Here is a 15,530-nt window from a genome sequence, read left to right as displayed (position 1 = left end):
AAAGCTCTGTTCGCGATTTCTGAACAATCTCGGGAGAACTGAAAGCGGGAAAAAAGCACTGGACCGGATCATGATTGCGTGGTAACCGCTTTGCCTCACAAATGAACCGCTGGCGAGCGATGTGTTTGCCGGTGCCGATGACGAGACAGGATTCCATGACCTCAGGTCTGACACTCCGACGACGAACCAGCCGACGAGAAAACTCTCGTCCGCACCGTCGCGGCTGACCTGATCCCGGATATTCTTCAACTTTCATCTGGGCTGCTGGCAGGCGCGCTTATTCATAAGATCGCTTGTTAGGAACTGCCACATGAAACAGACCACATGGGTCATCCGGCTCGAAGACGCCTCCGACGATATTGTTATTGACGATCTGCAGGCTGAAGCATTCGGACCGGGAAGATTTGCGCGCACGGCGTTTCGTATTCGGGAAAACGTCCCGCACCGGACCGATCTGTCCTTTGTCGGTCTTGCCGGTTCCAGAATTGCCGGCTCCATCAGGCTGACGCCAATCCTGATCGGCGAAACGGAAGCATTGCTTCTGGGGCCGCTGACCGTCTCGCCGGATTTCAAGAATCGTGGCCTGGGCAAGGCTCTTTTGCGCACGGCAATGGATGCGGCTGCGAGCGCAGGAGACAGGACCGTTCTTCTTGTCGGAGACGCGCCTTATTACAGTCCCTTCGGTTTCCAGCAGGTTCCATTCGGGCAGATCACCTTGCCGGGTCCTGTCGATCCCGCGCGATTGCTGATCTCTCTTTTGAACGACGGTGTGATGCCGGCAGGTGCGGTTCACGGCGGATCGATCTAAGGCTCAACGCCCTTCTCGGTACCAGGTCACACAGAGTGCTCCGAGAAGCAGGGCAAGGCCGAGCAGGCCGATCATCAGCGGATAGCGATCCACCCCGTTCAGAACGCTGGCCTCGGTTGTCTTCAGGCCGATCCAGCCATTGCCGGCATAACTGGCGGATTGGCGCATTGAAACGACGCGCGGAACATCCAGATCGCCGCCAACATCCCTGACGCGCTGGGTTTCGCCGCCGGTCGCTTCGCTGATCGGAGCCAGAACTTCGGTGGTGGACAAAACATCTGTATATTCGCGCGGGTTTTGCGGGCCGACATGGATGAGTGCACTCATCTCGCCGTCCGTCACTGAATGAAGACCCGTTTCAGTTACCGGCATACCACCGCGCCAAAGGCCCGGATCCTGTTCGCTCATGCTGATTTCTGTCCGGTCCCCGGTTGGCGAAATGACGGTTACTTCTCCAACTTCCTCACCAAGGGTCTGGCGTTCTACGACAAGTTCGGGACCGCGCAGGGAAACATTGAGAGCTTCTTCCTCCAGATCGGGCTCCTGCATCAACCAATGAGCCAGCCTGCGCAGAAGCGGGACGTGGGGACCGCCACCCTCGAAACCTCTTGCCCACAGCCAGACGTGGTCGGACAAAAGCATGGCGACCCGGCCTTCACCTTCGCGGTTCAGTACCAGAAGCGGAGTGTCGCTGGGGCCGGACATCAGTTCATGACCGGCATCGAGTTCCGTATCGACCACACGGAACCAGCGGCTCCAGGCGGGCGGATCCTGTTCCGATCCCGGCAGACCTCTGGTGACAGGATGGCGTTCGCCAAGTCTTGCAAGGGTTGCGTGGAACGGTTGCTCCAGTATCGCACCTGTCGGACGGGCCGGCAGAATGGGGGCCAGGGGTGTGCGATAGAGACTGCCTGTTTCGGCATAGTCAGGACCACCAGCCAGCAGCACTGCTCCACCATCGCGTACATAGCGGGCGATGTTGTCGAAATAGAGCATCGGCAGGACGCCGCGACGGACATAGCGGTCGAAGATGATCAGGTCGAATTCGTCAATCTTGACTGAAAACAGTTCGCGGGTCGGGAACGCGATCAGCGAGAGTTGGTTGATCGGCGTGCCATCCTGCTTTTCTGGTGGACGCAGAATGGTGAAATGAACCAGGTCGACCGACGCGTCCGACTTCAGGAGATTGCGCCAGGTGCGCTCACCAGCGTGAGGGGAACCTGATACCAGCAGAACGCGCAGGTTTTCACGAATTCCGTCAATGGTGACCACGGCGCGGTTGTTCAAAGTGGTGAGCTCGTCCGGTAGCGCATCGGCCTCGAACTCAAAGATATTGTCACCGCCATGGGCTATCTCGACCGGAATGTCGATCTTTTCACCGGTTCGAGCCACACGTTCACTGACGACATCTCCATCGCGCTTGACCGTAAGGCGGACCTGATTGCCGGGACCGGTGCCCTGACCCTGGTCTACCACAGTCAGGCTGACGGTCTGTTCGGAACCGACCAGACCAAATCTCGGTGCCTTTTCAAGCACGATGCGGCGGTCGCGTTCGTCAGACGTGCCGGTGATCAACCCGTGAACAGGCGCATCGAAACCGAGCGCTCCGGCACTTTCCGGAATGTCGTGGATCTGGCCATCCGTCACGATGATGGCTCCGCCGACCCGTTCCGGTGGAACATCTGCAAGGCCGTTTGTCAGCGTCTGGAAAATTTCGGTGCCATTTCCTGTCCCGGAATTGCGCGATTCAAGAACGCGCAGATCGAAGCCCTTCAGAGCTTCAACCCTACTCTGGATTTCCTGTGCGGCTGCGTCCGTTGTCGTTTCGCGGTCCGCAAGTCGCTGGCTCTGGCTCTTGTCGACAACCAGGGCGACAACGCTTGAAAGGGGTTCCCGATCCTCGCGCTCAATGGCGGGATTGGCAAGCGCCAGCAGCAACAGAGCCATTGTTATTGCGCGCAAAGCCCAGCCACGCAGTCTCAGGAAACCGGTCAAGCCGGCCAAAAGCACCACGACGATTGCACCTGCGATGAGTGCCCAGAGGGGAAGCAAGGGATCAAATGAGAGGGACCAGACCATCATTGCTCCTATTGTCCGAGGCGTTCAAGCAAAGCAGGGATGTGCACCTGATCGGCCTTGTAATTGCCGGTCAGGCTGTACATGACGATGTTCACCCCCGACCTGAAGGCATAATCCCGCTGGACCGGATTGTTCGGGACCGTGGGATACATGAACTCGCCACTGCTGGAGATCGCCCAGGCCGCGGCAAAGTCATTGCCGGTGATCAGAATCGGTGAAACGCCATCGCCTGCACGCACCGGGCGGTCACCGCGCGCCGCAATTTCCTCAAGGCTTTCCACCCATAACGGGCTGGTCGCATAACGGCCCGGGAAGGAATCCAGAAGGTAAAACGCCTTTGTCAGAACGTGATCGGGCGGTACCGGTTCAAGCGGTGGTACGTCCAGGTCCTCAAGAATTTCCCGAAGCTTCAAGGTTGCCGGCGTAGAGGCAAAACTGTTTGCCGATGCGTTTATGTGGTCTCGTGTGTCAAACAGTATCGTCCCGCCGTTTCGCATGAAGGTATCAATGCGAGCCATCGTCTGATCGCTTGGCTTGTCGGCGGCTGGGTCGATCGGCCAGTAAAGCAGGGAATAGAAAGCCAGCTCGTCTCTGGTGATGTCTACCGCAATCGGCGGTCCGGGTTCGAGAGCCGTACGTTCGGCCAGGAACCGGGTAAGCCCGGCAAGGCCCGCAGCGCTGGCATCGTCAATTTCCGGGTTTCCGGTAATGACGTAGGCCAGTCTTGTTTCCAGAGCCGACTCAAGCGCCTGCAGATCGGGTGATGTCGATTGCGCGCCAGCAGGGCCCGGGCCTGTTGCAACAAGGAGGCCTCCTGCCAGCACCAATGCGGTCGCGATGCTCGCGGTTCGTCCGCGCATTCCGAGCCTGCTCAGTCCGCCGGCCAGAAGGAAGACGGCAATCGCATCAACGAGGAGCAAAAGGAACGCGAGCGTGAAGAATACAGACCTGAGATCGAAGGGGTCCGTCGCCGGATAAGCTGCCACCGAAACATTGTCGCCGAGAGCGCTTAGATCCAGCGGCAAGAGTTCGTCATCCTTCTGCATCAGGTTAAGGGCGCGAAATCCATCTTCGTTCCCGTACAGGCCCGGTGGTGTCCGGCGGCTCGCGGAGGCGTCACGGAATTCGGTTGCACTCACAGGCGTAACTTCCACCGGCGGAGGGCCGAAGCGCCCGTAGCCATCCAGCAGTCGCAACGGCGGCAAAACACTTTGTGCCTGGGTGCTTTCTGCTGTTGTTTCTGTCGCTGCGGCGACATTCGAAACGGAAAGGATCCGGCGCAGCATGTTCAGAAATACACCGGAGAGCGGCAGGTTGGACCACGAAGAGTCCGCCGTGACATGGAACAGAACCACGCTTCCGGCCCCGATCGGGGCGGCGGTGACAAGTGGGGTGCCGTCTTCCAGCATTGCCCAGGTCCGATCGGGAAGATCGGAAGTCGGTTCGGCGAGGACTTGCCGCGTCACCATGACTTCTTTCGGGACTTTCAGTCCGGCAAAGGGTGAATCTTCCGGGAAGTCCGCAAGATGCTGCGGTTGTTTCCAGGACAGGGAACCGCCAAGCGAACGGTCGCCAGCGCGAAGACGAACCGGAATCAGCTCGTCGCTTCCACCGGCCGTGCGCGGGCCTGCAAAGCGAACCAGCGTCCCGCCGTTTTCGATCCATTCTCGCAGTGTTTCGGATGTCGAGTCAGGCAGTCGGCCGACATCGGCGAGCACGAGTACTGATATGCCCTGGTCGATAAGCGAAGGAACGGCGGCATCGATATCACTGTCCCTCGGCCGACGAATATCCGAAAATGGAGCGAGTGCCCGTTCAAGGTAGTAGACAGGAGACAGGAGCGGCTGATCTAGATCGCCCGATTGACCGGAAATCAGACCCACCGTTCGGCGGCGCCAGCTGTCGTCGACCAGCTGTACCGCACCCGCAGCAGCTTCACCGGCAATTTCGACGCGGGCAATGTCGTTCCTGAGTTCACTCGGCAATTCGAAGCGTGCTGAAGTCTCGGTGTTGCCGGCATTGAACGTCGCCTGAACCTCTCCAAGCAGCAATCCCTTCAGATCCAGCGCCTGAACAGTGGCTGTGCTGAGTTGCTGTGCAGGGTGCCTGACGACAGTCAGCGAGAGTGCATCGGTGTCGTTTGCAAGATCCTTCAGTCCCATGGGCGTATCGAGGCCCGAAAGGACCGTGACCGGGATGTCGCCGAGGATCGAGGAAAGGTCAGTCAGAAATGCGCCTTCGGTGTAAATATTGTCCGAGAGCCAAACCACGGCTCCAGGCTGGTTTTCCTGAGCAGCCTTGCGCAATCCAAGGCTCAGTTCGTTGCGCTGTGGCGGATAGGGGCGAGGTTCGAGAGCTCGCAGTTTCTCTAGGGCTGTTGCTGCCGCTTCGGGTGTCAGGCTTTGCGCCGGACCTTCCGCGGTTGCCGCAAACAAAACGGGTCGGCCGGACTGTTCGGCAGTCGTCAGAAGCTGTTCAGCGGTTCTGACCTGAGTTTCCCAGCCTTTCGTTGATGTCCAGCCATTGTCCACCAGAAGCCAGAGAACACCTTCGCCGGTCTCCACCGGTTCGGAGGCGCGCCAGATGGGACCGGCAAGCGCAATTATCAACAGCGCGGCCAGAAGGAGGCGCAGCAAGGTGAGCCACCACGGACTTCTTTGCGGTGTTTCCTCGTGCTGGTCGATATCGAGCAGCAAGCGGGTTGGCGGGAAGGTGATTTCGCGCGGGCGGGGTGGGGTCAGCCGCAACAGCCACCAGATTACCGGCAGCAAGGCAAGAGCTGCCAGGATCCAGGGAGCTGTAAAGGTCAGGGGCAGGCCTGCAAACACGGGTCAGACGCCTCCTCTTTGCATGACGTCCAAAGCGCCGGACAATGCACTGTGCAACACCAGGAGCGGTTCCGAAGCCGGACGGTCCGTATGATGAAGAACATAAGTCCATCCGGCTCTTCTTGCCATGTCTCTTATTTCGGCGCGATGGGCCTCCAGCTTGTTCTGATAATCCTCACGCCAGTTTTCGGCGCGACCCGCGGTCAGACGGGTGCCCAGTTCTGGGTCCGTAAACTCCACCCGCCCGTCGAATGGAAACGTCTCTTCAATCGGATCGAGAACCTGAACGAGATGCCCTTTTGCACCAGTGCTCGCAACACGGGCGATCCATGCCGCGATTTCGTCCAGCGGATCGAGAAAGTCCGACACCAGCACGACGTCGGCAAAGCGTTTTACCGAAATCGTATCCGGCAGGGCGATCGGCCGGGACAGGTGCGCGAGTGCGTCTGCGAGCCTTTCGGCGGCGCGCCGATCGGAAAAGGGCCTGGTCAGACCCGGGAGCCCGATACGTTCGCCGGTTTCGGCGAGCATATCCGCAAGCGCGAGCATGAGGACGATGGAACGGTCTCGCTTGGTTACGTCGGAAAGCCGTGAGCGAAATACCATGGACGAGGAAAGGTCGGCCCAGAGCCAGACTGTGTGTGCGGCTTCCCATTCGCGTTCGCGCACATAGAGATGATCGTCGCGGGCGGATCGGCGCCAGTCGATACGTTTGGCGGGTTCGCCCATGTTGAACGGACGGAACTGCCAGAAACTTTCACCTGGACCTGCCCGGCGACGGCCGTGCCAGCCGGCGATGATCGAGCTGGCAACGTGGCTCGCCTCGACCAGCAGATCAGGCAATGCGTCGGCAACCGCCCTGGCTTCGCCGATCACGTTTGGCCAGGTGTCCTGGTCAATTCCTGACTTGGTGTTCCGGGGATCCATTCGGGGCGCGCTCCAGTGATCCGTTGCCAATCAGGAGATTGTTTCTTTTACTCTACGGATCACATCGCGAACCGTGTGGCCGTCGGCCCGGGCAGCAAAGGTCAAGGCCATTCGGTGTTGCAGAACAGGCTCGGCGAGTGCCAGGACGTCGTCAATGGAAGGAGCCAGGCGTCCATCCACCAGCGCACGGGCGCGAACCGTCAACATCAAGGCCTGGCTGGCGCGCGGTCCCGGGCCCCAGGCAATCAGTTTGGTGACGTCCGAGGCTTCGGCTTCATCGTCGGGTCTTGCCGAACGCACGAGTTTCAATATGGCCTCAACAACCGTTTCTCCGACCGGCATGCGGCGGACAAGCTGCTGGTAGTCCATCAGTTCCTCGGCATTCATGGCGACTTGCGCCACTGCCTGTTCAGCTCCGGTCGTTTCCAGAAGGATACGCCGTTCCGCCTCCAGATCTGGATAGTGAACGTCGATCTGCATCAGGAAACGGTCGAGCTGTGCTTCAGGAAGCGGATAGGTGCCTTCCTGTTCAAGCGGGTTCTGGGTGGCCAGAACATGAAAGGGACGGGGCAGGTCATGTGGGTGACCGGCGACGGTCACGTGATATTCCTGCATGGCCTGAAGCAGCGCCGACTGCGTGCGCGGGCTGGCTCTGTTGATTTCATCCGCCATCAAAAGTTGGGAAAAGACCGGCCCGGGAATGAAGCGGAAGGAACGTCCTCCGTCGGCACTCTGCTCCATCACCTCGGCGCCAAGAATATCGGAGGGCATAAGGTCCGGTGTGAACTGGATCCGGCGTGCGTCCAGTCCGAGCACAGTCCCGAGTGTTTCCACCAGCTTGGTTTTCGCAAGTCCGGGCACCCCGACCAGGAGCCCATGCCCACCGGCCAGGATCGTCACGAGTGACTGCTCGACCACGGTTTCCTGCCCGAAGATGATCCGCGCGATATCGGCTTTTGCCTCGCTGATCCGTGCTACGGCTCGTTCGGCATTTTGCGCGACGGCGGCAATATCTTCTTCGGAAGGGTTCGAGGGGGAAACAACGCTCATGAATCACCTTTCCCGTAACATTCGCCTTCTGTCTCAATCAGTTGGCAGAAGGCTCTTTCGCCAGATATCTTGTTTGCTGCGACTCAAGCAGTCTGACACCATATAATTTGGTAGATAAGGCGCAATTGTGCGCCATACAGTGGAAACGTCCAAGATTCTTTCGCACGTTTGGGGATAAGGTGGCTGTCACGGCCGATATTTATCGGCCTATCACAATTGGATGAGGCACCGGATTGGTAAAATTCCGGGGGCTGAATACGTGCATTCTGGAGTGAAGGGGTTCATGGCGGGGGGACCGGCAAATATCGGCGAGAAATTACCGGAAGGGCTCAAGGCACTGATGAGCAGGGCAAATAGCGCCGATTGGTCTCCACCACCAGTCGACAGGTGGAACCCTCCGTTTTGTGGGGATCTCGACATCAGAATCGCACGGGATGGAACATGGTACTACCTCGGCTCTCCCATTAACCGGGAAGCGCTTGTGAAGCTGTTTGCGTCCGTTTTGCGCAAGGATGAAGACGGCAGGCACTATCTTGTGACACCGGTCGAAAAGGTTGGAATCACAGTCGACGATGCCCCCCTGCTGGCTGTGGAGATGGCAATCGCAGGTGAGGGTGGTAGTCAGGTTCTGACGGTCAGGACAAATCTCGGTGATCTGGTTGCCGTGGGCGATGAACACCCTCTCAGGTTCGAAAAGGAACCGGTTAGTGATGGATTGAAGCCCTATGTTCTTGTGCGGGGCCGCCTCGAAGCGCGCTTTACCCGTGCGCTGACTTATCAGTTGGCGGAAATGCTGGAAGAGCTTGATGGTGCCAACGGTCCGGAATTGGGGGTTTGGAGCGGTGGCCGGTATTTTTCGATTGATCCGGAATTGTTGATACTCTCCGAGTGACTATTTGAATTCAGGACCAGAAACCAAATTCGAACGGCCAGATTGAATGACCGCACCTTTCGAGACCAAAACATTCTCCGGCGAAAACTGGCTGGGCGACCTCCGTGCGCGTTTGGATGAAGCATCCGTGCACGAAGAGGAGCGAGACACGGGAGATCACGTGCTCAATCCCGATCTTGGGCCTTACGCCAGGTGGGAGGGGCCGCCACGCGATGCCGCGGTCCTGATCGGGATCATGGAGCGCGTGGACGGCCCGAGTGTTGTGCTCACCCAGAGAACCGGTCATCTGAAATCCCATGCCGGGCAGGTCGCTTTTCCAGGCGGGAAGATCGACCCGACCGATAATGGACCGGTTGAGGCGGCTCTGCGAGAAGCCGATGAGGAAATCGGGTTGCCGCCGGGGCATGTGGAACCGCTCGGAAATCTGGCACCCTACCTGACCGGTTCAGGTTATCGAGTGGTGCCGGTTGTCGGCGCGATCCGGGAAATCTCGCCGTTTCATCCCAATCCGGGAGAAGTGGAAGATGTTTTCGAAGTTCCACTCGACTTTCTGATGAACCCGGCCAACCATCAAAAACAGAGCAGGGTTTGGCAGGGTAAAAGGCGCTACTTTTACGCCATGCCTTTTGGTGAACGCTATATCTGGGGTGTTACCGCCGGTATCATCCGCTCCTTGTACGAAACGGTCTATCGCTGATGCTGCGTGTTTTCCTGACACACCTGATTTTGTTCTTCCTGCCATTTTTCTGCTATGCGCTGTGGCTGTGGGTGACCAAGAGGAACAAACACCCGGACCGTTGGTCCAAGGGCCCGATTGCCTGGCTTACGCTCACCGGACTTGTTCTGGTGATTTCAGGTTTTGTTGTGATGGCCTCGATAACGCGGGGGCCGGAGGGCACGGACTACAAACCGTCGCAAATGAAAGACGGCGTATTTGTACCGGGCCGGTTTGAATAGTGTGATGACCGTTAACGTCGACGACATACTCCGCCAGGCGGACTGGCTGCAGGTTCCTGGGATACAGGACGTCTTCTCTGCCATCGAGCAGGACGGGGACCAGGCTCGTGTTGTCGGTGGCGCCGTCAGAAATACTTTGCTCGGGCATCCTGTTCCCGATGTGGATATCGCAACAACGGCGCGGCCCGAAGATGTCATGCGGCGTGCGGCGCAAAGGGGCCTGAAACCGGTCGGAACCGGTCTTGATCACGGCACGATAACGGTCGTCAGCAGCGGCTTCCCTTATGAGGTCACGACCTTGCGTGAAGATGTAGAGACCTTCGGCCGTCAGGCGCGTGTTGTCTTCGGCAGGGACTGGGTGAAGGATGCCAGGCGCCGCGACTTCACGATGAATGCTCTTTATGTCGACCGTCATGGCGGCTTGCACGACCCGCTTGGCGGGCTTGAAGACTGCCTGGAACGCCGCGTGCGTTTCATTGGTGATCCGGACAAACGGATCAGGGAGGACTATCTGCGCATCCTCCGATTTTTCCGTATTTACGCCGCTTATGGACGCGGTGACATGGATGCGGAGGGGCTGGGTGCATGTCTGCGTCAGCGAGACGGTTTGAGGCGATTGTCAGCGGAGCGGATCGGTCATGAGATGCGGCGTCTGTTGCGGGCTCCCCTGGCAGCTATCGCCCTGCGCATGATGAACGATTGCGGGCTCTGGGAAATTGCGACAGGCGGCCTGGCGCGGATTGGCGATTTCGAGGCTCTGCGTGACCTGGAAGCCTACGCACCTGAAATCCGGGATCCCGAGGTAGGACTTGTGGTTCTGGTCGGGTTTGTTCGAGAAGACCTTGAGAGGATCTGCGACCGCTTCCGCTTGTCGAATGCCGAGCGCAAGCGCATGAAAACGGCCTGGGCAGCGAGCAAAGCCCTTCGCGCGGCTGAACCGTTTCCCCAAGCCGCATCGCTCGTTTACGAGTTTGGAAGGCAGGGAGCGGTCGACGGACTTCTGGCGGTCTGGGCCCGGCAGCATGCTCATAACTGCGCAGATACCGAAGCCTTCCGGAAAATGCTTTCAGAAATCAGATTGCAGGCAATTCCGGAGTTTCCCTTGAAGGGGGCGGACCTGATCGCCTCGGGCCATCGACCGGGGCCGGGGCTTGGTGACCTTCTCAAAAAACTCGAAGACGAGTGGCGTGAAAGCAGCTTTTCCTTAAGCAAAGACGACTTGATTTCGAGAGCTGATAAGCATTTTTAGCGATTTTTTAAAAGAAATTCGGCCAAATACGCGGATGTTTTTTGTTGTACGCAATTCCTAAGTTCATTTTTTCTCCAAGCTCAGGAGAAAATAGACGAGGCGTGGATGGAAATTGTTCTGATTTCAGATGGACCTCTTCCGCTTGACTCTCCGGTCAGAAAGCTTCCCTTTTTCTTTCCGGCGCGCCTGATTGATATGTCGAAGGTTTCGCCGGACACGGTAGGCGAAGGCAAGATTGCCGTCATTGAACTTCTGGATTCAACAGACAATGGCCTCAAGGCCCTGAAGGCTTCATGGGCGAGTATCGCCGAAATTCCCGTCATCTGTCTGGTCTCCCAAAGGACCCGGAAGGAAGTCATTCAGGCGGCGGCGCTCGGCAAAACCGAAACCCTGGAGCGCGACACGCCGTTCTCATTGCTGCTGAAGCGAATAAAGATCTTGTTGAACGCTGATGTTTGTGCCGCTCTGCCGAGAAAGACACCGGCACGGACCGTCGAAGCTTACAAAAAAAGCAATGCGTTTCTGGAGAGCCTTTGTCTTTCTTCGGCGGAAGGGTCAGCTGTTCGCGTCAGCCTGATGAACGAGAGTGCTGACGAGATGCTTACAGCGCTTTCAAATGATGGATTGTCTTCCTGGCTTGGTGCCGTTCAAACTCATCACAGCGCCACCTATTGTCATTCCCTGAGAGTTGCAGGCCTTGCCGGCATGTTCGCCAAGCACCTTGGCTGGAGTGATGAAGATTGCAAGGAAGTGATTGCCGGTGGACTGGTTCACGATGTCGGCAAGATGCGGATTCCACTGACCATACTGGACAAATCCGGCAAGCTGACGAAAGAAGAACGGGCGCTTATTGCAAAACATCCTCAGTTCGGTCGGAACATCTTGAAGTCACGATTGGAGGTTTCGCCAGATATCAAGCGGATGGCAATCCAGCATCATGAATATCTGGACGGATCGGGATATCCGGATGGCTTGAAGGGCGATCGGATCACTCCGAAGGTTCGTCTGATGACGATCTGCGATATCTTTACGGCGCTGACCGAGGAGCGGTCCTACAAGGAAGCCATTTCAGCGCGAACCGCCCTTACCATGTTGAAGGACATGGGGCCGAAACTGGACCAGAAGATGGTTGCGCAATTCGCAAGCATGCTGTTCGGGCGGGAGTTCGGCGCTGTCAGCCGCGCGCCTTCGCAGGCCAAAGGCGGTGCGGCTGCCTAGAGTAACTGGGCTCAGGGCCACTTCACGACCGGGGGCATCGAGGACAGGATGGAAGAAACATTGCCTCCCGTCTTGAGCCCGAAAATCGTTCCACGATCATAAAGCAGGTTGTATTCGACATAACGGCCGCGGCGCACGAGCTGCTCTTCGCGCTCTGCTTCCGACCAGGATTTCTCGAAGTTACGCCGAACGAGTTCGGGGTAGATATTCAGGAATGCAAGTCCGACATCCTTGGTAAAGGCAAAGTCGGCATCCCAGTCCTCGCTGTTGAGATAATCATAGAAAATGCCGCCGACGCCACGTGGTTCGTTCCGGTGCTTCAGGAAGAAATACCCGTCGCACCAGGCCTTGTAGGCATCATAGTCGGCAACCTCATGAGGAGTGCAGGCGCCCCGCATGGCTTCATGGAAGGCAATTGTATCCGGGTCGGTCTGATTGCGTCTGGCATCGAGCACCGGAGTGAGGTCCGCACCACCGCCGAACCATTGCTTTGTGGTCACCACCATGCGCGTGTTCATGTGCACTGCCGGAACATGAGGGTTGTGCAGGTGTGCAATAAGGCTGATGCCGGAAGCCCAGAAGCGGGGATCTTCGTTTGCACCTGGAATTTGGCTTCTGAATTCCGGCGAGAATTCACCGTGAACCGTAGAGACATGAACACCGACTTTTTCGAAGACGCGTCCATGCATCATGGACATCACGCCGCCTCCGCCTTTGGCGCCGGTGCTGTCGGTTCGCTCCCATGGCGTGCGCTCAAACCGGCCGGCAGGCCGGTCGGAGAGCGGGCCAGAACGGGTTGCGATTTCGTCTTCCAGATCCTCAAAGGCCTTGCAGATCTGGTCACGCAGGGTTTGAAACCAGTTCGACGCTACCTGTTTCTTGTCCTCGATACCGTCCGGGATCGGACCGCCGCGGTTTTCCGGAGAAGGTGCACTCATGTGATCGGCCTTGAATGATTGTTTGTTGTTCCGGAGATACCCCGGATGGTTTGTCAGCTCTGGCTTTTAGGAAATGTGCCCGTTTGCCGCAAGGCTTCGCCAAGCGCCATTCCGGCGGATACTGCCACGTTGATGGAGCGCATTCCCTCAATCATCGGAATTGTCAGTCGCGCATCTGCAAGATCATGAATTTCCTTAGGAACTCCGGTGCTTTCCCGTCCCATGAACAGGATGTCGCCCGGCTCGAAAACATAATTCGTGTAGGGTAACGCAGATTTGGTTGTCAGCAAAATCAACCGTCGTTTCTGGCTTTCGCGCCAGGTTTCGAATTCACCGAAAGATGTGTGACGTCGCATGGATGCACGTTCTAGATAATCCATGCCCGCGCGCTTGAGAGCGCTGTCGGAAATCGGAAAACCGGCGGGCTCGATCAGGTGTACCGTGATGCCCATACAAGCGGCTAGGCGCAGAATGGTTCCGGTATTCTGCGGAATATCAGGTTGATAAAGAGCTATGTCTGGCATGGAGTTCCGAGGTTTTGTCACAGTGGGCGCCGACATAACAGTTGCCGAGAGATTTGTCATTTTGACTGCTTGGCATCTCTTCAAAATGTCTGGGCTTGGTTCCCGTACTGCGCGTAGGATACTGCCGAGAATCGCTCCTGCTCCTACTGGAGACCTGCCGTGTCCCCGCTTTTCCGATTGTTCGAAACCTGGATTGATCCTTTTCGTACTCCGCCTGGCAAGGACATGCCTCGTGGCGGCTTTGCCTTTCTGTTCTATTTCGTCACTCAGGTGCGCTGGCCGTTCGCAGCAATGCTGGTGCTTGGGTTTGCGTCGGCTCTGGTCGAAGTCACGATCTTCAATTTTCTCGGAAACATTGTCGACCTGCTGGAAACCGGCAATCGGGCAACCTTCTTTTCAGACAATGCCTGGACGCTTCTGACAATGGTGGCAGTGGTTCTGCTTGCGCGAACCGTTGTCAGTGCACTTATGGCATTGGTTGAGGAGCAGACTGTCGTTCCCGGCTTCTTCAATCTTGTCCGCTGGCAATGCCACCAGCGGGTCATGAAACAGAGCCTCAGTTATTTTCAGGACGACCTTGCCGGGCGGCTTTCGCAAAAGGTCATGCAATCGGGCATGTCGGCGGGCGATTTCATGATCAACCTGCTTCAGGTTGCCTGGTTCATTGTGGTTTATGCAGCCACCACACTGGTGATGGTAAGCGAGCTGGACATTCGTCTTGGAGCGATCGTCGGGGTCTGGTTGATCTGCTTCGGCGCGACGGCGTGGGCTTTCGTTCCACGGGTTAGGGATGCGTCCAAGTCGGTCGCCAATTCCTATTCAGGTGTCACCGGTCGGCTTGTGGATACCTACACCAACATTCAATCGGTCAAGCTTTTCGGCTCTACAAAGGAGGAAAGCCGAGGTGCCAAGACCTCAGTCGAGGCTTTCATCCTGAAACTGCAAACCTTCACGCGCCTGCTGACGTCGATCCGCATGATCATGTCCGTCATAAACGGGGTCATGATTGTTTCGATCACGGCGATGGCTCTGAAAGTCTGGCAGGACGGGGGGATCAGCACCGGTCATGTCGCCTTTGCCCTCAGCCTGATTCTTCGCCTCAACATTCTGCTCAACCGGCTGTTCAATCAGCTGAACGGTTTGTTCCGTCATTTCGGTTCACTTCAGGACAGTATGGAGACGGTCGTCAAGCCGATTTCCCTTTCCGATCAACGTGACGCGAAAGAGCTGAACGTAGAGCAAGGGAGAATAAGGTTTGAGAATGTCCGTTTTCACTACGGCAAGAAAGACGGCGTGATCGAGCACCTTGATCTGTCGATCGCACCAGGAGAACGGGTTGGAATTGTCGGCCCTTCCGGCGCCGGCAAGACGACGCTGGTCAGTCTTCTGCTGCGGTTCTTCGACGTGGAAGCCGGACGGATCCAAATTGACGGGCAGGATGTGCGTGGCGTCACGCAGGAATCTCTGCGCAAGGCAATTGGAGTGGTGACGCAAGACACGTCGCTGTTGCATCGCTCCATTCGGGAAAACATTCTCTATGGACGAACAACGGCGACCGATCAGGAGTTGTTTGAAGCAACCCGTCGTGCGCACGCGTTCGATTTCGTTCAACGGCTCGAGGACCAGAAGGGGCGCAAGGGGTTTGACGCGTTTGTCGGAGAACGTGGTGTCAAGTTGTCGGGAGGGCAGCGGCAACGCATTGCGATTGCGCGAGTGCTCCTAAAGGATGCCCCGATCCTGGTGTTGGACGAAGCGACATCAGCTCTGGATTCCGACGTCGAAGCAGCCATTCAGGAAAACCTGCAGCGGCTGATGGCAAACAAAACGGTGATTGCCATTGCGCACCGCTTGTCCACCATCGCGGCCATGGACCGTCTGATCGTCATGAACAAGGGCAAGGTGGTGCAGCAGGGCAGTCATGAGGCCTTACTGGCGCAGGACGGCGGGCTCTATGCGCAGCTCTGGCATCGACAGTCCGGTGGCTTTCTGGTGGCCGAACCTGAGCCGGCGTGATGATTGTACCGGATGATCCGGCCGACTGCAGCCGTCGTATACCGGGG

13 protein-coding genes are annotated in these 15,530 nt (G+C 57.6%); 7 read left to right on the top strand and 6 right to left on the bottom strand.

The window, feature by feature from the left end:
* The first annotated feature begins 310 nt into the window (after nucleotides 1-310).
* Nucleotides 311-808: a GNAT family N-acetyltransferase gene (locus tag ABLQ08_RS08850; protein WP_352940863.1), complete on the top strand. Its 498-nt coding sequence runs from the start codon at nucleotides 311-313 to the stop codon at nucleotides 806-808.
* A gap of 3 nt (nucleotides 809-811) precedes the next feature.
* On the opposite strand, the gene ABLQ08_RS08845 is transcribed toward ABLQ08_RS08850, so the two are convergent.
* The 4 genes from ABLQ08_RS08845 to ABLQ08_RS08830 are packed head-to-tail and all read right to left on the bottom strand — an operon-like array spanning nucleotide 812 to nucleotide 7,692.
* Nucleotides 812-2,887 carry a hypothetical protein gene (locus ABLQ08_RS08845; protein WP_352942566.1) on the bottom strand — a complete coding sequence of 692 codons (2,076 nt, stop codon included), beginning with the start codon at nucleotides 2,885-2,887 and terminating at the stop codon, nucleotides 812-814.
* A gap of 8 nt (nucleotides 2,888-2,895) precedes the next feature.
* Nucleotides 2,896-5,715 carry a DUF4159 domain-containing protein gene (locus ABLQ08_RS08840; RefSeq protein WP_352940861.1) on the bottom strand — a complete coding sequence of 940 codons (2,820 nt, stop codon included), beginning with the start codon at nucleotides 5,713-5,715 and terminating at the stop codon, nucleotides 2,896-2,898.
* A gap of 3 nt (nucleotides 5,716-5,718) precedes the next feature.
* The gene (locus ABLQ08_RS08835; protein ID WP_352940859.1) at nucleotides 5,719-6,642 is read right to left on the bottom strand and encodes a DUF58 domain-containing protein; all 924 of its coding nucleotides are present in this window, start codon (nucleotides 6,640-6,642) and stop codon (nucleotides 5,719-5,721) included.
* A 30-nt stretch (nucleotides 6,643-6,672) separates the two neighbouring features.
* Complete coding sequence (locus ABLQ08_RS08830) at nucleotides 6,673-7,692, bottom strand: AAA family ATPase (protein WP_352940857.1); 1,020 nt, start codon at nucleotides 7,690-7,692, stop codon at nucleotides 6,673-6,675.
* Nucleotides 7,693-7,975: 283 nt separating this feature from the next.
* Between ABLQ08_RS08830 and ABLQ08_RS08825 the strand changes: the two genes are divergently transcribed.
* The 5 genes from ABLQ08_RS08825 (at nucleotide 7,976) to ABLQ08_RS08805 (ending at nucleotide 12,008) form a co-directional block, all read left to right on the top strand.
* On the top strand, nucleotides 7,976-8,584 hold the full coding sequence (locus tag ABLQ08_RS08825) for a DUF1285 domain-containing protein (protein ID WP_352940855.1): 609 nt from the start codon (nucleotides 7,976-7,978) through the stop codon (nucleotides 8,582-8,584).
* Between the two features lie 46 nt (nucleotides 8,585-8,630).
* Entirely contained in the window at nucleotides 8,631-9,281 is a 651-nt protein-coding gene (locus ABLQ08_RS08820; protein WP_352940853.1) for a CoA pyrophosphatase, read from the top strand.
* Nucleotides 9,281-9,541: a DUF6111 family protein gene (locus ABLQ08_RS08815; RefSeq protein WP_352940851.1), complete on the top strand. Its 261-nt coding sequence runs from the start codon at nucleotides 9,281-9,283 to the stop codon at nucleotides 9,539-9,541. The genes ABLQ08_RS08820 and ABLQ08_RS08815 overlap by 1 nt, the downstream gene beginning before the upstream one ends.
* Before the next feature lie 4 nt (nucleotides 9,542-9,545).
* Nucleotides 9,546-10,790, top strand: a complete 1,245-nt coding sequence (locus ABLQ08_RS08810; protein WP_352940849.1) for a CCA tRNA nucleotidyltransferase — start codon at nucleotides 9,546-9,548, stop codon at nucleotides 10,788-10,790.
* Between the two features lie 105 nt (nucleotides 10,791-10,895).
* Nucleotides 10,896-12,008, top strand: coding sequence for an HD-GYP domain-containing protein (locus ABLQ08_RS08805; protein WP_352940847.1), 1,113 nt, complete (start codon nucleotides 10,896-10,898; stop codon nucleotides 12,006-12,008).
* An 11-nt stretch (nucleotides 12,009-12,019) separates the two neighbouring features.
* On the opposite strand, the gene hemF is transcribed toward ABLQ08_RS08805, so the two are convergent.
* A complete protein-coding gene (gene hemF / locus ABLQ08_RS08800; RefSeq protein WP_352940845.1) occupies nucleotides 12,020-12,946 on the bottom strand; it encodes an oxygen-dependent coproporphyrinogen oxidase in 927 nt (308 codons plus the stop codon).
* A 53-nt stretch (nucleotides 12,947-12,999) separates the two neighbouring features.
* Entirely contained in the window at nucleotides 13,000-13,470 is a 471-nt protein-coding gene (locus tag ABLQ08_RS08795; protein WP_352940844.1) for a tRNA (cytidine(34)-2'-O)-methyltransferase, read from the bottom strand.
* A gap of 225 nt (nucleotides 13,471-13,695) precedes the next feature.
* Between ABLQ08_RS08795 and ABLQ08_RS08790 the strand changes: the two genes are divergently transcribed.
* Entirely contained in the window at nucleotides 13,696-15,483 is a 1,788-nt protein-coding gene (locus ABLQ08_RS08790) for an ABC transporter ATP-binding protein (RefSeq protein ID WP_417714911.1), read from the top strand.
* Nucleotides 15,484-15,530 lie beyond the last annotated feature (47 nt).

Origin of the sequence: Roseibium sp. SCP14, assembly GCF_040329475.1 — a bacterium.
Taxonomy (GTDB): domain Bacteria; phylum Pseudomonadota; class Alphaproteobacteria; order Rhizobiales; family Stappiaceae; genus Roseibium.
Note: the sequence above shows the minus strand (reverse complement) of the source record. Positions and strands in the feature narration are given on the sequence as shown.

Excerpts from the sequence above, each read along its gene's own strand:
- ABLQ08_RS08845 (WP_352942566.1), bottom strand. The coding sequence starts at position 2,887 with ATGGTCTGGTCCCTCTCATTTGATCCCTTGCTTCCCCTCTGGGCACTC.
- ABLQ08_RS08830 (WP_352940857.1), bottom strand. The coding sequence starts at position 7,692 with ATGAGCGTTGTTTCCCCCTCGAACCCTTCCGAAGAAGATATTGCCGCC.
- ABLQ08_RS08795 (WP_352940844.1), bottom strand. The coding sequence starts at position 13,470 with ATGCCAGACATAGCTCTTTATCAACCTGATATTCCGCAGAATACCGGA.
- ABLQ08_RS08835 (WP_352940859.1), bottom strand. The coding sequence starts at position 6,642 with ATGGATCCCCGGAACACCAAGTCAGGAATTGACCAGGACACCTGGCCA.
- ABLQ08_RS08815 (WP_352940851.1), top strand. The coding sequence starts at position 9,281 with ATGCTGCGTGTTTTCCTGACACACCTGATTTTGTTCTTCCTGCCATTT.
- ABLQ08_RS08805 (WP_352940847.1), top strand. The coding sequence starts at position 10,896 with ATGGAAATTGTTCTGATTTCAGATGGACCTCTTCCGCTTGACTCTCCG.
- ABLQ08_RS08790 (WP_417714911.1), top strand. The coding sequence starts at position 13,696 with ATGCCTCGTGGCGGCTTTGCCTTTCTGTTCTATTTCGTCACTCAGGTG.
- ABLQ08_RS08820 (WP_352940853.1), top strand. The coding sequence starts at position 8,631 with ATGACCGCACCTTTCGAGACCAAAACATTCTCCGGCGAAAACTGGCTG.
- ABLQ08_RS08850 (WP_352940863.1), top strand. The coding sequence starts at position 311 with ATGAAACAGACCACATGGGTCATCCGGCTCGAAGACGCCTCCGACGAT.
- ABLQ08_RS08810 (WP_352940849.1), top strand. The coding sequence starts at position 9,546 with ATGACCGTTAACGTCGACGACATACTCCGCCAGGCGGACTGGCTGCAG.
- hemF (WP_352940845.1), bottom strand. The coding sequence starts at position 12,946 with ATGAGTGCACCTTCTCCGGAAAACCGCGGCGGTCCGATCCCGGACGGT.
- ABLQ08_RS08825 (WP_352940855.1), top strand. The coding sequence starts at position 7,976 with ATGGCGGGGGGACCGGCAAATATCGGCGAGAAATTACCGGAAGGGCTC.